The organism is Bowmanella denitrificans (genome assembly GCF_039522935.1).
In the GTDB taxonomy this organism is placed as follows: Bacteria; Pseudomonadota; Gammaproteobacteria; order Enterobacterales; family Alteromonadaceae; genus Bowmanella; species Bowmanella denitrificans.
In genome coordinates, this window is record NZ_BAAAEI010000007.1 from 1 (window position 1) to 18,565 (window position 18,565).

Here is an 18,565-nt window from a genome sequence, read left to right on the forward strand (position 1 = left end):
ACTTTTTTAAATTTCGTTGCTTGCCGCTCCTTGAATCTTCCTGGCTGACTGGGAGGCCTTTCTGCCGGCCCCGTCGAAGTGGTGCGCATTCTACAGACCAGCGAAAACAGATCAAGGGATTTTTGCAAAAAACATTTCGTTCGCGCGTTTATTGAGCGAAAACACTATTTATCTAAGTTTCTCCGATTCGAGTCAACGCCGAAAAAGATGAAAACAATCAAATAAAATCAATGATATAGGCACAAGGCGCACCTATTCCAAGTGGACTCAGTGGTTCGGACATCTTCCTATAATAAGGAATATATAGATGACGGCGTCCCAATTCACATAGAAAAACAGGTTAAACAAATATAAGAGAGAACAACATCCTTAGGTTTTGCACAGGGGGTACAGATTAGCATCCGTATCAGTAACTATCTTAAGGAAACGTTCAGGCAAACCAAGGATACGTATAAACAAGAAGGGCGCTTTTATCAGCGCCCTTCCTAACTTCATTGATTGCTCTTACTTTGCTGCATCATCTTGCTTATTCTGTGACTTATCAGGCCCGAATTCGGCATCCACATGTTCATCTGCATCCCCAACAACATGTTCAAGTTTAACCTTATCTACACTTCTGAACGTATTGATGGGGCCTGCAACGGCATAAAGCAGGAAAGCAATAAACAAAACTAGTGACGGCTGTGTCGCGACTATCACGAAAATCAACATGACCAACAACAATGCCACAAACGGCACCTTACCTTGCCAGTTTACTTCTTTAAAAGAGTTATATTTGAAATTGCTCACCATTAGTAAGCCTGCTGCAGCCGTAACGAACGCCACAATAACACCGTAATCAGTGCCCACAGCTTCATATTCCACACCGACCCAAACCAAGCCGGCTACCAGTGCGGCAGCGGCCGGACTTGCCAGGCCCTGAAAGTAACGTTTATCCGCAATGCCAATTTGCGTATTAAAGCGCGCCAGTCTCAGCGCTGCACCAGCCACATATATAAAGGCAGCTAACCAGCCTAGCTTACCTAACTCCGTCAAACCCCAAGTATAAGCCACAAGTGCCGGGGCAATACCAAATGACACCATATCCGACATGGAGTCATATTCAGCGCCAAACTCGCTTTGCGTATTGGTCATTCTTGCTACCCGGCCGTCCAGGCCATCAAACAACATGGCCACAAAAATAGCCACAGCGGCCGCCTCAAAGTGCCCATTCATTGCCGAGACAATGGCATAAAATCCAGAAAACAGGCCCCCCGTGGTCAATAAATTAGGCAGCAGATATATACCTTTACGCTTGGTGTCAGTCATTGAACCCTCCAAAAATTAATGGCAAAAAGATACCATAGGTTGGCTATGCTTAACTAGCACGCTGAACGCTGCCGGGATTACCTTAGTTTAAAGTGTCAACAAGCTTTACAGTTAGTCATACGCCTGCATACGGAAACACAAATAACCATTTGTTTAAAAAGAATATTTCATCTATGGAACATATTTTGCTAATTTAATTCCAGTTAACTCTAATGTGGTAACAAGCTATGTTAAGAAAGTCTTTACTATTAATTTGCGGACTGATGGCAAGCGGGGCCTATGCTGGCACGCAAACATGGACTTTCCCATCAAACAGCATCCAGGGTGGAAGCAACTACGGAAACTATATACAGCTTCAGGACTCCTCTGGTTTATCACTTAAAGTTACCGGCTGGTCTGATACCGGTGGTAGCAACGATAACCGTTTTGAATCCGCTATGTTGATGATGTACAACGGTGGTATCGGCCTGATTAACCGCGAAGAAGGTACCGGGTCACCCGATCATTCAGTGGACAGCGCTGGTTCAAGTAACGATACCGACTTCTTGTTGTTGGAATTCAATGAGGCGATTAATCTTGATGCTTTCCGCTTAGGTTGGGGATATGACAACGGTAACTACTGGGCGGATGTCTCTATTGCAGCTTATGGCGGCAGCAATTTTACCGGCTTTAATAACGTAGGGTGGGATAACCTGCTTGCTAGTAATTGGGTGGGAATTGGTAACTATTCAGATTCCCAGCCCAGCTCGTCCTACTACTACTCGACTCAAACCAGTGTGACATCCAAGTACTGGCTCATTGGTGCCTACAATAATTACTTCAGTGGCTTGCCAGACTATAACAATGGCGCTTTGGGTGCTGGAAATGATGGTTTCAAACTGAGTGGATTAAAAACAGAATACTCTCAGCCTTCTACAGGCATACCTGAACCAGGTATTCTTATGTTGTTCGCATTGGGATTGTTAACGCTCCTCAAAGCTAGACGTCACGGCTGATTTTGCATAAGACAGGCTTCGGGTTAAAGTTAGTGAACAAGACTTAACCTGAAGCCACCCTCCTATGAAGAAGTTCCTGCTAATTGTTTGCACTTGGTTTGGGCTAATAAATGCTCTGGCTGCCGCTGATTTTTCAGAAAGTTATGAGGCGGCGAATAAAGCCTATGAAAAAGGCAAAATCGAAGATGCCTTTATTCATTTGAAAAATGCCTTACAAGCTAATCCAGAGCACCTGCCTTCCCGGCTGCTAATGGGAAAAGTCTACTTTTCTAACGGTAACCCCGTTGCTGCCGAAGAACAATTTGAGTCAGCATTGCAGTTAGGGGCCGATCTAAACCTGGTCTTACCGGTGCTGGGCACTTGTTTGTTGATGCAACAGAAAGTTGCGGAGTTGGTTTCGTTCGAAGATAAGTATTATTCTCTCAACGATGCCGGTAAGTTTGATTGGCACCTATTGCGAGGGCAAGCTTATCTAATCCAGAAGAAGCCACAATTGGCCAATGTGGAATTTGAGCAGGCCGCGCGCTTATCCCCCGCCAGCAACAGAGCCAACAATACATTGGCGGCTTTTTATATGCGCCACAATCAATTGGAAGAAGCCGGTAGACTTGTAGCACAAGCATTAGAACATGACCCCACAGATGAAAAAGCCTGGCAACTTAGCGGCGAACTGGCTTATAGGCAAGGCAACTATCAACAGGCCCTGACATCTTTCCACCAAGCTCATAGGCTGGATGACAATGACCTAATCATACGACGCGGGCTCACGCAAACCTATTTTAAAATAGGTGACTTCGCCAACGCCGAAAAATTTAACCAGTTGATTATTGAACAGACACCCAATGATCCTACAGCGAACCTGATGCACGCATGGTTAGTTGCCTACCAAGGGGATGTGGATAAATCTCTGAAGTTACTATCAACCCTGAGCCAAACTCTGGCTCAGTTAGATCCTGACGGCAAATTTTACTTAGGTAGTAACAGCTATGTTCATGGTTTGTCTGAATTTTTACAGGGTAATCTGGAATCATCCAGAAATATCTTACTTAAGCATGTTGAAAGCCAGCCTGGGGATCAGAATGCTTTACAGGTATTGGCAGAATCTTATGTTTTAGCTAAAGAACCGGGGAAAGCGTTGATGTTGTTAGAACAACGTCAACAGGAGGTTTACCGAAGCCTGAATCTTGGCATCACGCAGCTTAACCTGTATCTAAATGAAAACAATAAGTACAGGGCAGAACAACTGCTGCGTGAACTGGATAGCCGTTATGCCAATCACCCAGCCTTGACCCTGGGCAGAGCAAGCTTACTCCATTTACAGAAAAAACCTCAACAGGCACTGGATGTTCTGAGTGCCTTTGCCGCTACAGACAAGAGTCTGGCTTTTTTATTGCTGAAATGTAAGTTGCAGTTGCAACTGGGACAACTGCAACCGGCACAGGCTTCTCTGGCTAAACTGCAGGCACTTGAAGCGAACAATCTGGCAGTGAGGAACTTATCTGCCGCTCTAGATATTGCCAGTGATAGGCTGGCCAGTGCCGAACAGAAACTCAACAGTATTCTGACTGATGTACCGGGGGAATTGAATGCCACTTTTAATCTGGCCGTCTTATTAAAAAAGCAGGGCAAGGAACAAGCCTCAATAGACTTATTCCAGAAAATCCTTAGCAATAACCCATCCAACCCACAAACCTTGCTGCAGCTTGCCGATACCGCAATCGACATGGGGGAATATGCCCAGGCTCAGGAGTGGTTAAACAAGTTATTGGCTTATAATCCCGAACTGCCGGAAGCCAATGAAAAGATGCTGTCTATCTATATGGCCAGGAAAAACTGGGGTGCCGCGCTGACGCAGGTCACCAAGTTACGTCAGACAAACCGCCTGAACGAAGACTATTTATTGCAACAGGCCAGAATATTCATTGAACTGAATAATCTGGCGGGGGCAAAGAATAATACCGACATATTGTATGACCTGTGGTTGAATGACGCACAGAAGCTAACATTCCTGGCCAAGGTCCAAATGCAAGCTCAAGACAAAGCCGGGGTAATGAAAACCTTACACAAAGCACTTGAGCTTGCCCCGAGACATGTTGAAGCGAGTCTGATGCTGGCGCGGGCTGAACTTGCAGCCGACAATCCGGACCAGGCCGAACAGATCCTCAATGGTCTGGACAAAGATGCGATTGCGCCGGATATTCGCTACCTGGTGCAGGCTGAAATTGCTATTCAGCGCCAACAGGCGCCCTTAGCCGCAAAGTTGTTGGCCAATGCTCTGAAAAAAGAGCCCGGCAATCAAGCAGCGTTGGTGTTGTTTTATGAGCTGGCTCGACAAGGCATTGCGGTCAGCGAGTTTCACCTGGCCGCTGAAAAGCTGGTAGCGTTACCAGAGCAACCTGCCTGGACCCGCAAATTGCTGGCGGACAGCTACTTAAACCACAACCTGACCCAAGAAGCCATCGCTCATTATGAGGCTGTCCTTGACCAGCCAGATTTGCCGCAAAAAGCCTTAGTACTGAACAATCTGGCCAATCTATATGCTGCCACCGATCTGGATAAGGCTCTGACAACAGCAATTCAGGCCTATCAGCAAGGTGGACAGCAAAATGCTGCGGTGCTGGATACCTTGGGCTGGTTGCATGCCAGAAAAGGCGATTACAGTCAGGCACTGGGACGTTTGAGAGAAGCCTATGTACTGGACTCCAGCACCCTGGAAATCCGTTATCACCTGGGTTTTGTATTAAACAAACTAGAGCGTAAAGACGAAGCCCGCAGTCAACTTGAAGTGGCCGTAAAAGAACGGAACTATCCGGAATTTGAAAATGCGGTATTGTTACTGGATAGTTTAAAAAACTAAGGGCCGCAGAGGCCCTTGTTGTGCTTACTTACCCGATAACAAACTGCCCATCCCGCACCTCTACCTTGATACCAGATTCAGGTAATATTGTGCCCGCCAGCAGTTTTTGCGCCAGTGGATTTTCAATTTGTTGCTGAATAGCCCTTTTTAATGGTCTGGCACCATAAACGGGATCAAACCCGGCATCTGCCAGTTTATCCAGTGCCGCGGTACTCAGTTCAAGCTCATAGCCTTTGTCTGCCAGACGTTTTTTCAAAGACGCCAGTTGAATCTCTGCAATGGCTTTAATCTGCGCATGAGCAAGCGGGTGGAAAACCACAGTATCGTCAATTCGGTTGATAAACTCAGGCCTAAAGTGCTGCCCCACCACCGCCATCACCAAGGCCTTCATTTGTTCATACTGCTCCTCGCCAGCCTTATCCTGAATAATGTCAGAGCCAAGGTTGGAGGTCATAATGACCACGGTATTTTTAAAATCCACCGTGCGGCCCTGACCATCCGTTAATCGGCCATCATCCAGCACCTGCAGTAAAATATTGAACACATCCGGATGGGCTTTTTCCACCTCATCCAGCAATACCACTGAATAAGGTTTACGCCGCACCGCTTCGGTCAGGTAGCCGCCTTCCTCATAGCCCACATACCCTGGTGGCGCACCCACTAATCTGGACACCGAGTGTTTTTCCATAAACTCCGACATATCGATACGTACTATGGCATCCTGGGTATCAAACAAGAAACCAGCCAGCGCCTTACAGAGTTCCGTCTTACCTACCCCTGTCGGGCCTAAGAACAGGAATGAACCAATAGGACGGTTAGGATCGGCAAGGCCGGCGCGGGAACGACGGATGGCATTGGATACCGCACTTACTGCTTCGGCCTGACCAACGACCCGCTTATGCAGGGCATCTTCCATCCGTAACAATTTTTCGCGCTCGCCTTCCAGCATTTTAGACACTGGGATGCCGGTCCAACGGGACAATACCTCGGCAATCTCTTCATCGGTCACTTTGTTACGTAGTAGCTTGGTTTCCTGATGCTGCACTTCATCGGCCCGCTCAAGACGTCTTTCCAGTTCAGGAATGCGGCCATACTGAAGTTCTGACATGCGGCTAAGGTCGCCTGCCCGCCTGGCAATTTCCAGATCCAACTTAGCCTGCTCTAACTCAGCCTTAATATGTTGCGTCCCTTGCATAGCCTCTTTTTCGGCTATCCAGAGCTTCTCGAATTCTTTGAACTTGATTTCCAGCCCCTCTCGCTCCTGCTCAATCAGTTCCAAACGCTTATGACTGGCTTCATCGGTTTCCTTGGCCAACGCTTGTTCTTCCAGTTTTAACTGAATAATGCGCCGTTCAAGCCTGTCCATATCTTCGGGTTTGGAGTCAATTTGCAAACGAATACTGGATGCTGCTTCATCAATAAGATCAATAGCTTTATCAGGTAATTGCCTGTCACTGATATAACGATGCGATAGCGATGCCGCTGCCACTATGGCAGGATCGGTAATATTCACCGCGTGGTGCAATTCATAACGTTCTTTCAAACCACGCAATATGGCAATGGTATCTTCTACAGACGGCTGATCCACCAGCACTTTTTGGAAACGGCGCTCTAAAGCTGCGTCTTTTTCAATGTACTGACGATACTCGTCCAGCGTTGTGGCACCGACACAATGCAATTCACCACGCGCCAGCGCGGGTTTCAGCATATTGCCAGCATCCATGGCGCCCTCTCCTTTGCCGGCTCCCACCATGGTGTGCAGCTCATCGATAAACAAAATGACCTTGCCTTCCTCTTTGGCCAGTTCATTGAGCACCGCTTTAAGACGCTCTTCAAACTCGCCTCGATATTTGGCTCCCGCCACTAAAGCGCCCATATCCAGCGACAACACGCGCTTATTTTTCAGCCCCTCGGGCACTTCACCGTTGACTATCCGCTGAGCCAGGCCTTCTACAATAGCGGTTTTTCCCACCCCAGGTTCACCAATTAAAACAGGGTTATTCTTAGTGCGGCGTTGCAGTACCTGAATCGTGCGGCGAATTTCCTCGTCACGGCCAATCACAGGGTCCAGCTTTCCCTGTTCAGCTCTCTCAGTAAGATCTGTGGTAAATTTTTCCAGCGCCTGACGGACGTCTTCGGCATTGGGATCCGTGACCTTCTGACCGCCGCGTAATTTTTCGATGGCCTGCTCGGTCTTTTGCTCGGTCAGACCCAACTGGCGCAGGGTTTCGCCCAACTTGCCTTTGTCCTGCAAGGCCGCCAGCACAAAAATTTCAGAGGTGATGTAATCATCTTTACGTTTTTGCGCAATCTTGTCGCACAGGTTCAACAATACAGCAGTGTCTTTACCCAGTTGCACATCACCGCCCACTCCCTGGACTTTAGGCAAGCGTTCAATGATTTCGGAAAGCGCAGAGCGCAGGGCATTGTTGTTAACGCCGATTTGCTCCATTAGCGGGCGCACGGAACCGCCCTCCTGATTCAGCAACGCCATCATCAGGTGAGCAGGTTCAATATATTGATGGTCTCGGCCCAGTGCCAATGACTGGGCATCGGAGATAGCAAGCTGAAACTTGCTGGTCATTTTATCCAAACGCATAAAATACCCTTACATAAAAACCAAGTAGCTTAGTTATGGGTATGTTCTATACGGGAATCAAGTAGATGGTGGTGCACAACTTTGTGCTGGATCAATGATCTTCCAACCAGATAAGGCTGGCCATACGCCCGGTTTGCCCATCTCGTCGATAGGAAAAAAACCTTGTCGGCTGCTGATAGGTACAGTACTCACCTCCAAAAATGGATGTCACCCCTATCCTGGTTAATCTGGCTCTGGCCAGTTGATAGATATCCGCTAAGTACTTGCCTTTGTTGTTGGTTTGCTGAAAAGCGGCTGCATCTTGCGCAAATGCCGCACGCACCTCTTCGCCTACCTCAAAAGCTGGAGCCCCAATCGCCGGCCCAAGCCATGCCAGATAATCCCCGGCATCCCCTGGTAATGCAGTCAGGGTATTTTCCAGCACACCAGCGGCGAGTCCCCGCCAGCCAGCATGCGCCGCGCCAACCGCGAGTCCCCGGCGATGACAAAACAGCACGGGCAGACAATCAGCCGTCATTACTGCACAAGTAACCCCGGCTTCAGAAGCAATCGACGCATCTGCTGACACATTTTGCAAACTACCAGCGTGTAAGGAATGTACATCATTACCATGCACCTGATTGAGCCAGACAATCTGTTCAAAGTGGGGTAATTGCTGACGGTTAGCCAATACATCAGCCGCCTTGTCGCCAACATGCAGGCCAAGATTTAAACTATCGAAAGGCGCCTTACTGACACCCCCCTGGCGAGTGGTGGATATGGCCTGAACCCGCTTGGGTGCAGGCCAATCCGGCAGAATAAACACTTATTCCCAGCCTTGATCGTGGGCTTTGGTATCTGCGCGCAATGTGGACAGCAGGTTAACCATGTCCAGCGGCAGCGGCGCTTGCCAGCTCAGCCATTCACCACTGATGGGGTGAGCCAGTTCCAACTGTGCTGCATGCAGCGCCTGGCGTTTAAAATCCCGCAGCATTTCGCGCAATTCTTCACTGGCAGACTTAGGTGGACGTGGACGGCCACCGTATAGTGGATCCCCAACGATAGGGTGATGCAAGTGCGCCATATGCACACGAATCTGATGGGTTCGGCCGGTTTCCAATTTCAGCCGCAAATGCGTGTGTGCGCGAAACTTCTGTATCACTCTGTAGTGCGTCACTGCTGGCTTACCACCCATTCGAATGGCCATACTGGTACGCTTTGTTTCATGTCGGCCAATTGGCTCATCGACCGTGCCACCAGCCACCATCGTACCATTGACTACCGCTTCATATTCCCGGCTGATCTCTCGGGCCTGCAGTTGTTCCACCAGGTTAGTCTGGGCCGGAATGGTTTTCGCCACCACCATCAATCCGGTTGTATCTTTGTCAAGCCGATGCACAATGCCAGCACGTGGCACAGCACCAATATCAGGTACATGATTGAGCAAGGCATTGAGCAAGGTACCGCTGCTGTTGCCTGCACCGGGGTGTACCACCAAATCTGCAGGTTTGTTCAGCACCAGAATATGCTCGTCTTCATATTGAATATCCAACGCAATGGCCTGGGCCTGATGTTGCTGCTGGACTGCAATACTGGTTTGAATGAATACTTGTTCGCCACCCAGTAACTTTTCTCTGGGCTTGTCCCAAACCTGATGATTAACCTGAACCTGGCCAGCCAGGATCCAATCCTTGATGCGTGAGCGAGAATAATCAGAAAACAATTCGGACAGAGCCTGATCCAAGCGCTTGCCAATTAATGTATCTGGAACCTCAGCATGTAACTCTATTTTTTCTTGCATTATCAGCTTCGACGGGCAGTGGATTTGCCTTCCGATAGCCGTCATCTATCAGGAGGAACAAAGGCTTAGATAGGCCAGGTCGTAATTTGACCGGCAATATCATGTGCATGACCCAGCACAGTCGGTTAGAATGCTGTGATTTCTTGGGCACTTATTTTCAATCAGGGTGTCTATTCTAGCGGAATTTTGCACCCGGCAGAATCGCGTAAACGATAATGAGCGTTATGAATACGAGAGTTTTTTCAAAAAGCATACTGATCAGCGCCGCATTGGTGCTGTCCGCCTGTTCGTCCTCACCTGACGAAGAGGACCTGGCACTGGTTAACCAAGGCCCCCAAGCACTATATGACAGAGCAAAGGAAAGCCTGACAAATGGTAACTTCAATGCCGCGGCCACCACCTTAAGTGCATTGGACTCAAGATACCCATTTGGTCCATTGTCGCATCAAGTACAGTTGGACCTTATATATTCCTACTACAAAACCAGCAACACTGACCAGGCGCTGGCCACTATTGACCGATTTTTGCGCCTGAATCCCAATCATTCAGATGTGGACTATGTGCAGTATATGCGCGGCTTGGTGAATATGGATGCGGATGCCAATGTGTTTCAGGACCTGATAGGAATTGACCGTTCAGACCGCGATCCAAGTAAAGCTCGCGAAGCCTTTAGTGACTTCCGTCAGTTACTGGAAAAGTACCCGGATAGCAAATACGCTGCCGATGCGCAGAAACGTATGATGTTTATTAAGGATAGGCTGGCAAAATATGAGCTGGCCATTGCCCGCTACTACATGAAACGCCAGGCTTATGTGGCAGCGGCTAATCGTGGACAATATGTCCTGGAGTATTTCCCGGACTCACCCCATTTGCGTGAAGCATTGGAGCTAATGGTGGAATGCTACGATCAGTTGAACCTGCCTGAGTTAAAGCAAAGTACCCTTAAAACCTTGAAGCTTAACTTTCCTGACAGCCCCTACGCAAGCTGAACTCGTCAGCGTTATCAAGTCATAAAAAAAGCGCCAGTTGGCGCTTTTTTATTTGAAAAATAAGTGACTAAAGGGATTAAGCAAGCGAGCCAGACCTGAAGTAAAATGTAACGGCTGGTCAAGCAAGCTGAATACCAGACAACCTTCGTCTGCTTCTGTATGCGGCATGTGGGTATGCTGGCCATCACAGCGAATAAAATCACCGGTATCGTAGTGATTCAGACCATCAGAAAACTCACCGTCCAGCACCAATGTTAACTCATTACCCTTATGGGTATGTTCAGGCACACTGCCGCCTTTTTCCATGTAAATAAAATCAGCCCGTCCCTCGATACCAAGATCCACCCGAGCTTGCCAAAGTTTACCCACCATATGCGACCAGCCACTAATCTTGCCCGCATAGCGCTGCAGACTCCTTGGCAACGCAAACTTTCGTCCATCCAGCTCAAGAAAGGTTGCGCAATCGGGCTTCACACCAGTTTGTGCTGGCAGTGCCATTATGCTGTCGAGCATCTTTTGTAATTCAGGCTCTGCTGCCTGTGGGTGTGAGAGAGCTTGCTCTGCCAAATACCCTTCGAACTGGGCTACTCGCGCCGCACATTTCCCGCACATATCCATATGCGCAGCAATTATCAGTGACAGGCCAGGACTGGCAAGTCCCTGGGCAAATTGCAAAAGTTGTTCATCTGTTGGGTGTAAATTAATCATCTTCTGACAACATCTCTTTCAATCGCTGCAAGGCCAAACGCGTGCGTGACTTAACTGTGCCAAGGGGAATTCCCAGGCTTTCCGCCACTTCCTGCTGTGATTTTCCCTGTACATAGATGGCTTCAATCACTTGCCTTTGTTTGTCAGGCAAAGCCTCAAATAGCTGACCGACCTGGTCTAGCGTCACCTGCTGATCAAGCCCTAGTTCACCTGGAGCAGCTGTTTGCTCACACAGCACCGGCCATAGGTCATCGGCGCAAATATCTTCCTTGCGGTTTTGCTGCTTTCTTAGCATGTCAAAGCGGATGTTGCGGGCAATGGTAAATATCCAGGTAGACGGCGAGCCTTTTTCTGCATCGAACAGATGCGCCTTCTGCCAGACATTTGTCAGGGTTTCCTGCACCAGCTCCATGGCCACTGCCTCGTTACCCATCTGTTTTAAGGCATAGGAGCGTACTCGAGGGGCAAAGTAATTAAACAGTCTGGCAAAGGAAGCCTGGCATCTTTGCATGGCCACTTCCTGCAAACACAATGACATCTCGTCTGCCACATCAATGGGCGCAGTACCCTGGGATTGTCGATTATCCAATTGAATTCCGACCAGCATAACTCCGTCACCTTTGCCTAAGATTCTCTTTATACGGCAGGTGAGGAAAAAGGATCAATGCGTCAATTCTGTCAGAAAATGCAGAATTTTGCGGCAATCTTTTTCCTGTAACAGATTCTGCTTTTGCAGCGGGTCAACGGGCAGGAGCTCCAGCCAGCGAAACAGCACCCATAAGGGATCTGAAAAATGTGTTTGCTGGTATAGCTGTTCAATATCCGGGAACCGGCTGAAAATTTCTTTTAGTTTGCTTTGCATCAATTGCATCTGTCCGTCGCCCGGAGGCACAATGCAGTCCCATTGACTTTGCTCTAAGCAGCGTCCTACACGAAGCTCATCGGATTCGTTAAGGATCTCTTGTATGTGCCAACACCCAGTACCTTCGACCACGATCCCAAGTAAACCGTCATCCAGGGTACTGAAGTCCACCACTTTGGCCAGAGTGCAAAGCGGGTGAATATGCTGATTAAGTACTTTATCTCCTCTGGCGTTTAACATACAGACTGCAAAATCGCGATGACCGGCACAAGCTTCTTTCACCATGCGCAGGTAGCGAGGCTCAAAGATGCGCAAAGACATTCGCCCTCCGGGCAACAAATGCGCAGATAAGGGGAACAATGCCAATTGTCTGGCTTCGCTTCTCAACATTTTCTCCGATAGTTAGCTTTCTGCCTTATATACGAGTTAAACATGCGAGCGGATTAATTTATTTGCACTGATCTTTTGCACCAGACTAACGTATTGAATCAAAAAACAATGTCGTGAATTGCATGAACCCCATTCTGAATAAGCTGGAGCATTTCTATAAAACCTTGCAACCCGATGCCCTGCACTGCCTAGCGGACATCTATGACAAGCAAGTGCGTTTTGTCGACCCGGTAGGCCAGCACCAGGGCCTGGAGCAGGTACAGCACTATTTTGCTAATCTGCTGCATTCCTGCCAAACCTGTAGATTCGACCTGCACACCCAACATCTATGCGGTGACATTGCCTACATACATTGGACAATGTATTACGCCCACCCCAGGCTAAAAGGTGCCACATTGCTGAGTATTGAAGGCATCAGTGAAATCCACCTTGGGACACAGCGTATCGTTTATCAACGTGACTACTATGACCTTGGTGCCATGCTGTATGAACACCTGCCATTGCTTGGCCCCTTGGTTAAGTGGCTTAAACGCAGGCTGGCGGTATGAAACATATTCTCATCACAGGTGCCAGCTCCGGTATAGGAAAAGCCTTAGCCATTCGTTGTGCTCAGGCTGGTTGGCGGGTAACGGCCTGTGGACGTAGCCAGGAAAAACTGGCACACCTGCATGGCTTTGACAATGTACAAACACTGTCTTTCGATATCACCGACCTGCAAGCTTGCCAACAGGCTCTGCAACAATTACGGCCTGATATCGTTGTTCTCAATGCCGGCACTTGTGAATACGTAGATATAGCGCACTGGGACCCCGCTTTATTCAAGCGGGTGTTCGACGCCAACTTCTTCGGTGTGGTTAACTGTCTGGCCCCTTTACTGCCAAATCTCAGGCCGGGCACTAAGCTGACCATAGTAGATAGCCTGGCACGATGCCTGCCTTTCACCCGCAGCCAGGCATATGGTGCCAGCAAAGCCGCTTTGCATTATCTGACCAAATCCCTGCAAACCGACCTCAGCCAACGCCAGATCAGAGTGCAAAGTGTGTCCCCCGGCTTCGTTGAAACCCCGCTTACGCAGAAAAATGATTTTTCCATGCCGATGCAAATCAGTGCACAGCAGGCGGCTGAATCTCTATTCAAAGGGCTACAAAACAACAAGGCCAGTATCTATTTTCCTACGGGTTTTGCTTTATTGATTAGAACCATGGGGCTGTTACCCGAGGGCATACAGCAATGGCTTTGCCAAAGGATGAAGAAGTAATGACGCAAAAAATTGCCATTATTGGTAGTGGTATCTCTGGTTTGGTATGTGGGCATCTGCTGCATGATAAATATGATATCTGCTTATTTGAGGCCAACGATTATATCGGCGGCCACACCCACACCGTGGATGTTGAGGTAGAGGGTGAACAGCAAGCCGTAGACACCGGATTTATTGTCTTCAATGACTGGACTTATCCACATTTTATCAAGCTGATGGACAAGCTTGGTGTTGCCCGCCAGGCCACCGAGATGAGTTTCAGCGTCAACAATCTGTCTGACAACCTTGAATATAACGGCAACAATCTAAACAGTTTGTTTGCCCAGCGGCGAAATCTGTTGCGTCCGGCCTTTTATCAGATGCTTAACGACATCGTGCGCTTCAACAAGCTATGTAAGGCATTGTACAGCCAGAAACAAGTGCCGGTGGATTTGACTTTAGGTCAGTTTATACAACAACATGGCTTTGGGGTTTTCTTTACCCAGAACTATATCCTGCCCATGTGCGCGGCAATCTGGTCCGCCAGTCTGGAGGAAGTTAAGGCCTTCCCACTCAGTTTCTTCCTGCAATTTTTCACTAATCATGGCCTGCTGAATATCCGCCATCGACCCCAGTGGTATACCCTGGTCGGCGGCTCAAGAAGTTATATTGCACCGCTAACCCGGGGATTCGCAGACAGAATCCTGCTCAGCAGTCCAGTCAGCAAAGTTATCCCCAACACACAAGGCTACCTGATACAGGCCGAAAATCAGCCAGATCGCCAGGTGGACCAGGTTATCTTTGCCTGCCACAGTGATCAGGCACTGGCTATGATAGCTCCCCCCAGTCAGGCCCAGCAGCAAATACTCAGCGCCATTCCCTATGCCAGCAATGAAGTGGTATTGCACCGGGACACTAACTTGTTGCCCAAACGACCACTGGCCTGGGCAAGTTGGAATTACTTAATCAAAGGCACAAAAAATGAAGGGCAACGTCCCGCTTCCGTGACTTACAACATGAACATATTGCAGCGGCTGAACAGCCGGCACACCTTTTGTGTCACACTGAATAACAGCGCCGCTATTCGTGACGATAAAGTGTTGCGGCGCTTTCAATACAGCCACCCTCAATTCAGCCAGCAAAGCCTGCAAGCTCAGCAACGCCGGGCGGAAATATGTGGCCGGGATGGACTGCATTTCTGTGGCGCATACTGGTACAACGGCTTTCATGAGGACGGTGTACGCAGCGCTCTGGACGTGTGTCAGCGCTTTGAAGCGACGCTGTGAAGCATAGTCTTTACAGCGGCCAGGTTTGGCATAAACGCTTTAAACCCAAGGTTCATCAGTTCCAATATCAGTTGCAACTTTTTTGGCTGGATCTGCAGGACACTGACTCCCTTAACGCATTGCCCTTTGTCAGTACCAGGGGCTTTGCCCCTATTCGCTTCAAGCGCAGTGACTATCTTGATCAGCCTGAGCAGAATCTGGCTGACGTAGCCAGAAACAAAATGTCGGCACTAGCCAACAAGCCGTTACAGGGACAGGTATTCTTACTCGGTCAGTTACGTTGGTTCGGTTTGTATTTCAGCCCGGTCAATTTTTACTATCTACGTCAGGCAGACGGTTACTTCAGTCATGTACTGGCAGAAGTCAGTAACACCCCCTGGAATCAGCGTCATTGCTACCTGGTCGACCTAGCCAACCCAATAGATACCGTCAAAGCTTTCCATGTCTCTCCTTTTAACCCGATGAACATGCATTACCAGTGGACATTCAATCAACCACAGCACGATCTCAAGGTGCAAATAAGTTGCATAGCTCAGAAAAAAGAATTTGTTGCCAGCCTGGCCATGACAAAAAAAGCATTGAACCCAAACAGCCTGACCAGCGTATTGCTAAGCACGATGACGTTAAAAACCCTGGCCGGTATTTACTGGCAAGCCCTGAAACTGTTGATTAAGGGCACACCAGTATACGGCCACCCGTCCAGTACCAAGGAGTCCTGATGCAAGCGGGCGAAAACACTATCACTATACAGAGCCAGTCCAACTGGTTAGAAAAAGCGGCCAGAAGCAGCCTGATGGCGCTGCTGAGCAGATTACCGAAAGGACAGTTGGTCCTGAAAGAGCATGGGGTGTTGATTGACAAGTTCGGTAAAGACACACAAGGCCCACACGCTGAAGTAGATGTACTGGATGCCGCTTTCTATATAAAAGTATTAAGCGGTGGTTCAGTAGCAGCAGGGGAAACTTATGTGGATGGCCTATGGAACAGCCCGGATCTGACAGAGGTAATACGTTTATTCGCGGCGAATATAACCCTGCTCGACCAACTGGAAGGAAAGTTGGGCTGGTTGTTAACCCCCCTCACCTTGTTAAACCGTCTGCGTACCGTCAACTCCAAGTCGGGTGCCAAGAAAAACATCGCTGCCCATTACGACCTCGGCAATGAGTTATACCGGCATTTTCTTGATGACAGCATGATGTACTCCGCCGCCATTTATCCCCAAGCAGACTCATCCCTGGCTGAGGCGCAGCAACATAAACTCAAAGTGATCTGTGACAAGCTGGCGTTGAAACCCGGCGAGCATCTGCTGGAAATAGGCACCGGCTGGGGCGGACTGGCCTTGTTTGCAGCCCGTCACTATGGCTGCGAAGTCACCACCACCACTATTTCTGAGCAGCAATACGCTTACACCCAAGCCCTGATAAAGAACATGGGACTGGAAGACAAGGTACATTTGTTAAAACAGGACTACCGGGAATTAACCGGCCAATACGATAAGCTCGTCTCCATTGAGATGGTGGAAGCGGTAGGGAAAAACTATCTGGCGAATTTCTTCCAGCGCTGCAGTCAGTTACTCAAAGCCGACGGCCTGATGCTGCTCCAGTCTATTACCATCAGCGAAGCCAGACTGAAAAGCTACAGTAAAGGGCAAGACTTCATCCAGCGCCATATTTTCCCCGGCGGCTTTCTCCCTTCACCATCACTGATCAGCAGACACATTGCCGGTGACACAGATATGGAAATACGTGACTGCGAGGATATTGGTCTGCACTATGCCCGTACCTTAAGGGATTGGCATCAGGCCTTACTTGCCAATAAAGAAGCTTTAGCCACTTATGGCTACGACGAACGCTTTATGCGCCTGTGGTCTTTCTACTTTTGTTATTGCGAAGGCGGCTTTTTACAGCGCACCATCAGCACCGTGCAACTGTTACTTTCGAAGCCACAATACTATGGCCAAATTTGTCGCGGCTAATGCGCTGTCTGGCGCAATACCCAACCTGCTGTGGTTCCAGCTTTGCTGGTTTGTAGCGGTACTGGGGCGTGAAAAGCTGATAGCAGTGCTGGCCTTGTTGCTGCTGGTGCGTTTACTGCAGCCAGACTGGCGACGGGAACTATACCTGATGGTGACCTGTGCCAGCATCGGCGTGATAGTGGATGCTGTATTGACTCATCTGGAATTCTTTGTGTTTATACCAGACCCCATGATGACCTTACCCTTTTGGCTCATCGGCTTGTGGCTGGCATTTTCAGGCACATTAAATGCTGGTTTGGCCTGGCTGCAAGGTCGGCTGTTTTTATCGGCTTTGCTTGGCGCCGTGTTCGGGCCACTAAGCTACTTTGCCGGTATGCAACTGAATGCAGTGAAATTCGAGCAGAACCTGTTTTTTACCATGCTGATTCTGGCGTTGATCTGGTCGTTATTGATGCCGTTATTTAGTTATCTTGCCTGGCGATTTAAGGGGATTACCCATGACAGTTAAGTACTATCTAGTTTTAATATCCCTGTTATTCAGCCTGTCGGTGCAGGCCAGTCCAATCAGTGATTTAAAACTGGTGGGGCAAGCCCGGCTGAGCCTGTGGGTATGGGATATCTACGACTCATCCTTGTATACGGCTGATGGCACCTATCAACCAGAGCGGTTCCCACAAGTGCTGAAAATTCGTTATCTGCGAGATATCAAAGCACAAGAGCTACTCGAGACAACTGCCGAGCAATGGCAAAAGCTGGGACTATGGTCCTCACAGAGTCAGGGCTGGCTGGATCAACTTGCAAGCTTATGGCCGGACATCAAACGTGGCGATACTTTAGAACTTGAGGTTAAGCCAGACAAAACCAGTGTGTTTTATTTCAATGGCGAGGAATTGGGGCGTATTCAGGCCCCCGACTTCGCCGACAGCTTTCTGGCCATCTGGCTATCTGAAAATACCGAATACCCTAAGGTCAGGGAACAACTTATCGGCAGGGTTAAGACATGAAAAAACTTATCTTCCTCGTTATGCTGACATGCCTTACCGCCTGCAGCAGCAGCTTAGATGAGCATCAGATTAACCATCCCGAGTTTGATTTAAAGGGTTACTTTGATGGCAACATCCATGCGTGGGGGATTGTGCAGGATTATTCCAGGCGCCTCACCCGTCAGTTTTGTGTAGACATCCAGGCAAGCTGGCAGAACAACAACGGCACCCTGCATGAAACCTTCTATTTTGACGATGGTGAACAACAAGTTCGCATTTGGCAGTTGGAGATCCACCCTGACGGCTCCGTCAGTGGTACGGCTGGCGATGTGGTGGGCACTGCCACAGGCAAGGCCAAAGGTAATGCCCTCAACTGGCAGTATGTATTGAGTGTGCCTATAGACAACAACGTCTACGAATTCAGTATTGATGACTGGCTCTTCCAAATGGATAGCCAGCATATGATGAACCGCTCTTACATGCAGAAGTTCGGCGTGACAGTGGCTGAAATCAGTATATTTTTCAAGAAGACTCGATTGCCCGCCAGTTGCTCTTCTTTGCCATCAAATGGGTAGGTTTTGGCAAATATTGGCATT

At 48.7% G+C, this 18,565-nt stretch carries 18 protein-coding genes; 11 read left to right on the forward strand and 7 right to left on the reverse strand.

Annotation, left to right across the window (positions count from 1 at the left end; translation table 11 throughout):
• Window positions 1–504: 504 nt before the first annotated feature.
• The gene (gene pssA, locus ABD028_RS08265; RefSeq protein ID WP_343844091.1) at window positions 505–1,308 is read right to left on the reverse strand and encodes a CDP-diacylglycerol--serine O-phosphatidyltransferase; all 804 of its coding nucleotides are present in this window, start codon (window positions 1,306–1,308) and stop codon (window positions 505–507) included.
• 227 nt (window positions 1,309–1,535) lie between these two features.
• On the opposite strand from pssA, the gene xdp1 reads away from it, so the two are divergent.
• Together xdp1 and prsT are read left to right on the forward strand one after the other, a co-directional pair.
• A complete protein-coding gene (xdp1, locus tag ABD028_RS08270) occupies window positions 1,536–2,303 on the forward strand; it encodes an exosortase-dependent surface protein XDP1 (RefSeq protein WP_343844094.1) in 768 nt (255 codons plus the stop codon).
• A gap of 64 nt (window positions 2,304–2,367) precedes the next feature.
• Entirely contained in the window at window positions 2,368–5,160 is a 2,793-nt protein-coding gene (gene prsT / locus ABD028_RS08275) for an XrtA/PEP-CTERM system TPR-repeat protein PrsT (protein ID WP_343844097.1), read from the forward strand.
• 28 nt (window positions 5,161–5,188) lie between these two features.
• Here the strand turns inward: prsT and clpB are convergent, their stop codons facing one another.
• The 3 genes from clpB to rluD form a co-directional block, all read right to left on the reverse strand.
• A complete protein-coding gene (gene clpB / locus ABD028_RS08280) occupies window positions 5,189–7,759 on the reverse strand; it encodes an ATP-dependent chaperone ClpB (RefSeq protein WP_343844099.1) in 2,571 nt (856 codons plus the stop codon).
• A gap of 91 nt (window positions 7,760–7,850) precedes the next feature.
• Window positions 7,851–8,564, reverse strand: coding sequence for a peptidoglycan editing factor PgeF (gene pgeF / locus ABD028_RS08285; RefSeq protein ID WP_343844101.1), 714 nt, complete (start codon window positions 8,562–8,564; stop codon window positions 7,851–7,853).
• The gene (gene rluD / locus ABD028_RS08290) at window positions 8,565–9,539 is read right to left on the reverse strand and encodes a 23S rRNA pseudouridine(1911/1915/1917) synthase RluD (protein ID WP_102798251.1); all 975 of its coding nucleotides are present in this window, start codon (window positions 9,537–9,539) and stop codon (window positions 8,565–8,567) included.
• Window positions 9,540–9,763: 224 nt separating this feature from the next.
• Between rluD and ABD028_RS08295 the strand changes: the two genes are divergently transcribed.
• Window positions 9,764–10,528 (forward strand): outer membrane protein assembly factor BamD, encoded by a 765-nt coding sequence (locus tag ABD028_RS08295; RefSeq protein WP_343844105.1) that lies wholly within the window; start codon window positions 9,764–9,766, stop codon window positions 10,526–10,528.
• Between the two features lie 48 nt (window positions 10,529–10,576).
• Here the strand turns inward: ABD028_RS08295 and ABD028_RS08300 are convergent, their stop codons facing one another.
• Genes ABD028_RS08300 through ABD028_RS08310 form a run of 3 tightly spaced genes read right to left on the reverse strand, consistent with a single transcriptional unit; the run spans window position 10,577 to window position 12,488 of the window.
• Window positions 10,577–11,236 carry a ChrR family anti-sigma-E factor gene (locus ABD028_RS08300; RefSeq protein WP_343844107.1) on the reverse strand — a complete coding sequence of 220 codons (660 nt, stop codon included), beginning with the start codon at window positions 11,234–11,236 and terminating at the stop codon, window positions 10,577–10,579.
• On the reverse strand, window positions 11,229–11,843 hold the full coding sequence (locus tag ABD028_RS08305; RefSeq protein WP_343844110.1) for a sigma-70 family RNA polymerase sigma factor: 615 nt from the start codon (window positions 11,841–11,843) through the stop codon (window positions 11,229–11,231). Before ABD028_RS08305 ends, ABD028_RS08300 begins: the two co-directional genes overlap by 8 nt.
• A gap of 54 nt (window positions 11,844–11,897) precedes the next feature.
• On the reverse strand, window positions 11,898–12,488 hold the full coding sequence (locus ABD028_RS08310) for an LON peptidase substrate-binding domain-containing protein (protein ID WP_102798255.1): 591 nt from the start codon (window positions 12,486–12,488) through the stop codon (window positions 11,898–11,900).
• 122 nt (window positions 12,489–12,610) lie between these two features.
• Between ABD028_RS08310 and ABD028_RS08315 the strand changes: the two genes are divergently transcribed.
• From ABD028_RS08315 to ABD028_RS08350, 8 genes are read left to right on the forward strand one after another with little or no spacing between them, the layout of a single operon-like run.
• Window positions 12,611–13,036, forward strand: coding sequence for a nuclear transport factor 2 family protein (locus ABD028_RS08315; RefSeq protein ID WP_343844111.1), 426 nt, complete (start codon window positions 12,611–12,613; stop codon window positions 13,034–13,036).
• A complete protein-coding gene (locus ABD028_RS08320; RefSeq protein WP_343844113.1) occupies window positions 13,033–13,746 on the forward strand; it encodes an SDR family NAD(P)-dependent oxidoreductase in 714 nt (237 codons plus the stop codon). The genes ABD028_RS08315 and ABD028_RS08320 overlap by 4 nt, the downstream gene beginning before the upstream one ends.
• Window positions 13,746–15,011, forward strand: a complete 1,266-nt coding sequence (locus ABD028_RS08325) for an NAD(P)/FAD-dependent oxidoreductase (protein WP_343844116.1) — start codon at window positions 13,746–13,748, stop codon at window positions 15,009–15,011. The genes ABD028_RS08320 and ABD028_RS08325 overlap by 1 nt, the downstream gene beginning before the upstream one ends.
• Complete coding sequence (locus tag ABD028_RS08330) at window positions 15,008–15,730, forward strand: DUF1365 domain-containing protein (RefSeq protein ID WP_343844118.1); 723 nt, start codon at window positions 15,008–15,010, stop codon at window positions 15,728–15,730. Before ABD028_RS08325 ends, ABD028_RS08330 begins: the two co-directional genes overlap by 4 nt.
• Window positions 15,730–16,986 carry a class I SAM-dependent methyltransferase gene (locus ABD028_RS08335; protein WP_343844120.1) on the forward strand — a complete coding sequence of 419 codons (1,257 nt, stop codon included), beginning with the start codon at window positions 15,730–15,732 and terminating at the stop codon, window positions 16,984–16,986. The genes ABD028_RS08330 and ABD028_RS08335 overlap by 1 nt, the downstream gene beginning before the upstream one ends.
• Window positions 16,964–17,494, forward strand: coding sequence for a DUF2878 domain-containing protein (locus ABD028_RS08340; RefSeq protein ID WP_343844123.1), 531 nt, complete (start codon window positions 16,964–16,966; stop codon window positions 17,492–17,494). The genes ABD028_RS08335 and ABD028_RS08340 overlap by 23 nt, the downstream gene beginning before the upstream one ends.
• Entirely contained in the window at window positions 17,484–17,990 is a 507-nt protein-coding gene (locus tag ABD028_RS08345; RefSeq protein WP_343844124.1) for a chalcone isomerase family protein, read from the forward strand. The genes ABD028_RS08340 and ABD028_RS08345 overlap by 11 nt, the downstream gene beginning before the upstream one ends.
• A complete protein-coding gene (locus tag ABD028_RS08350) occupies window positions 17,987–18,544 on the forward strand; it encodes a DUF3833 domain-containing protein (protein ID WP_343844126.1) in 558 nt (185 codons plus the stop codon). Before ABD028_RS08345 ends, ABD028_RS08350 begins: the two co-directional genes overlap by 4 nt.
• Window positions 18,545–18,565 lie beyond the last annotated feature (21 nt).

Excerpts from the sequence above, each read along its gene's own strand:
- pssA (WP_343844091.1), bottom strand. The coding sequence starts at position 1,308 with ATGACTGACACCAAGCGTAAAGGTATATATCTGCTGCCTAATTTATTG.
- xdp1 (WP_343844094.1), top strand. The coding sequence starts at position 1,536 with ATGTTAAGAAAGTCTTTACTATTAATTTGCGGACTGATGGCAAGCGGG.
- prsT (WP_343844097.1), top strand. The coding sequence starts at position 2,368 with ATGAAGAAGTTCCTGCTAATTGTTTGCACTTGGTTTGGGCTAATAAAT.
- clpB (WP_343844099.1), bottom strand. The coding sequence starts at position 7,759 with ATGCGTTTGGATAAAATGACCAGCAAGTTTCAGCTTGCTATCTCCGAT.
- rluD (WP_102798251.1), bottom strand. The coding sequence starts at position 9,539 with ATGCAAGAAAAAATAGAGTTACATGCTGAGGTTCCAGATACATTAATT.
- ABD028_RS08295 (WP_343844105.1), top strand. The coding sequence starts at position 9,764 with ATGAATACGAGAGTTTTTTCAAAAAGCATACTGATCAGCGCCGCATTG.
- ABD028_RS08300 (WP_343844107.1), bottom strand. The coding sequence starts at position 11,236 with ATGATTAATTTACACCCAACAGATGAACAACTTTTGCAATTTGCCCAG.
- ABD028_RS08305 (WP_343844110.1), bottom strand. The coding sequence starts at position 11,843 with ATGCTGGTCGGAATTCAATTGGATAATCGACAATCCCAGGGTACTGCG.
- ABD028_RS08310 (WP_102798255.1), bottom strand. The coding sequence starts at position 12,488 with ATGTTGAGAAGCGAAGCCAGACAATTGGCATTGTTCCCCTTATCTGCG.
- ABD028_RS08315 (WP_343844111.1), top strand. The coding sequence starts at position 12,611 with ATGAACCCCATTCTGAATAAGCTGGAGCATTTCTATAAAACCTTGCAA.
- ABD028_RS08320 (WP_343844113.1), top strand. The coding sequence starts at position 13,033 with ATGAAACATATTCTCATCACAGGTGCCAGCTCCGGTATAGGAAAAGCC.
- ABD028_RS08325 (WP_343844116.1), top strand. The coding sequence starts at position 13,746 with ATGACGCAAAAAATTGCCATTATTGGTAGTGGTATCTCTGGTTTGGTA.
- ABD028_RS08335 (WP_343844120.1), top strand. The coding sequence starts at position 15,730 with ATGCAAGCGGGCGAAAACACTATCACTATACAGAGCCAGTCCAACTGG.
- ABD028_RS08340 (WP_343844123.1), top strand. The coding sequence starts at position 16,964 with ATGGCCAAATTTGTCGCGGCTAATGCGCTGTCTGGCGCAATACCCAAC.
- ABD028_RS08345 (WP_343844124.1), top strand. The coding sequence starts at position 17,484 with ATGACAGTTAAGTACTATCTAGTTTTAATATCCCTGTTATTCAGCCTG.
- ABD028_RS08350 (WP_343844126.1), top strand. The coding sequence starts at position 17,987 with ATGAAAAAACTTATCTTCCTCGTTATGCTGACATGCCTTACCGCCTGC.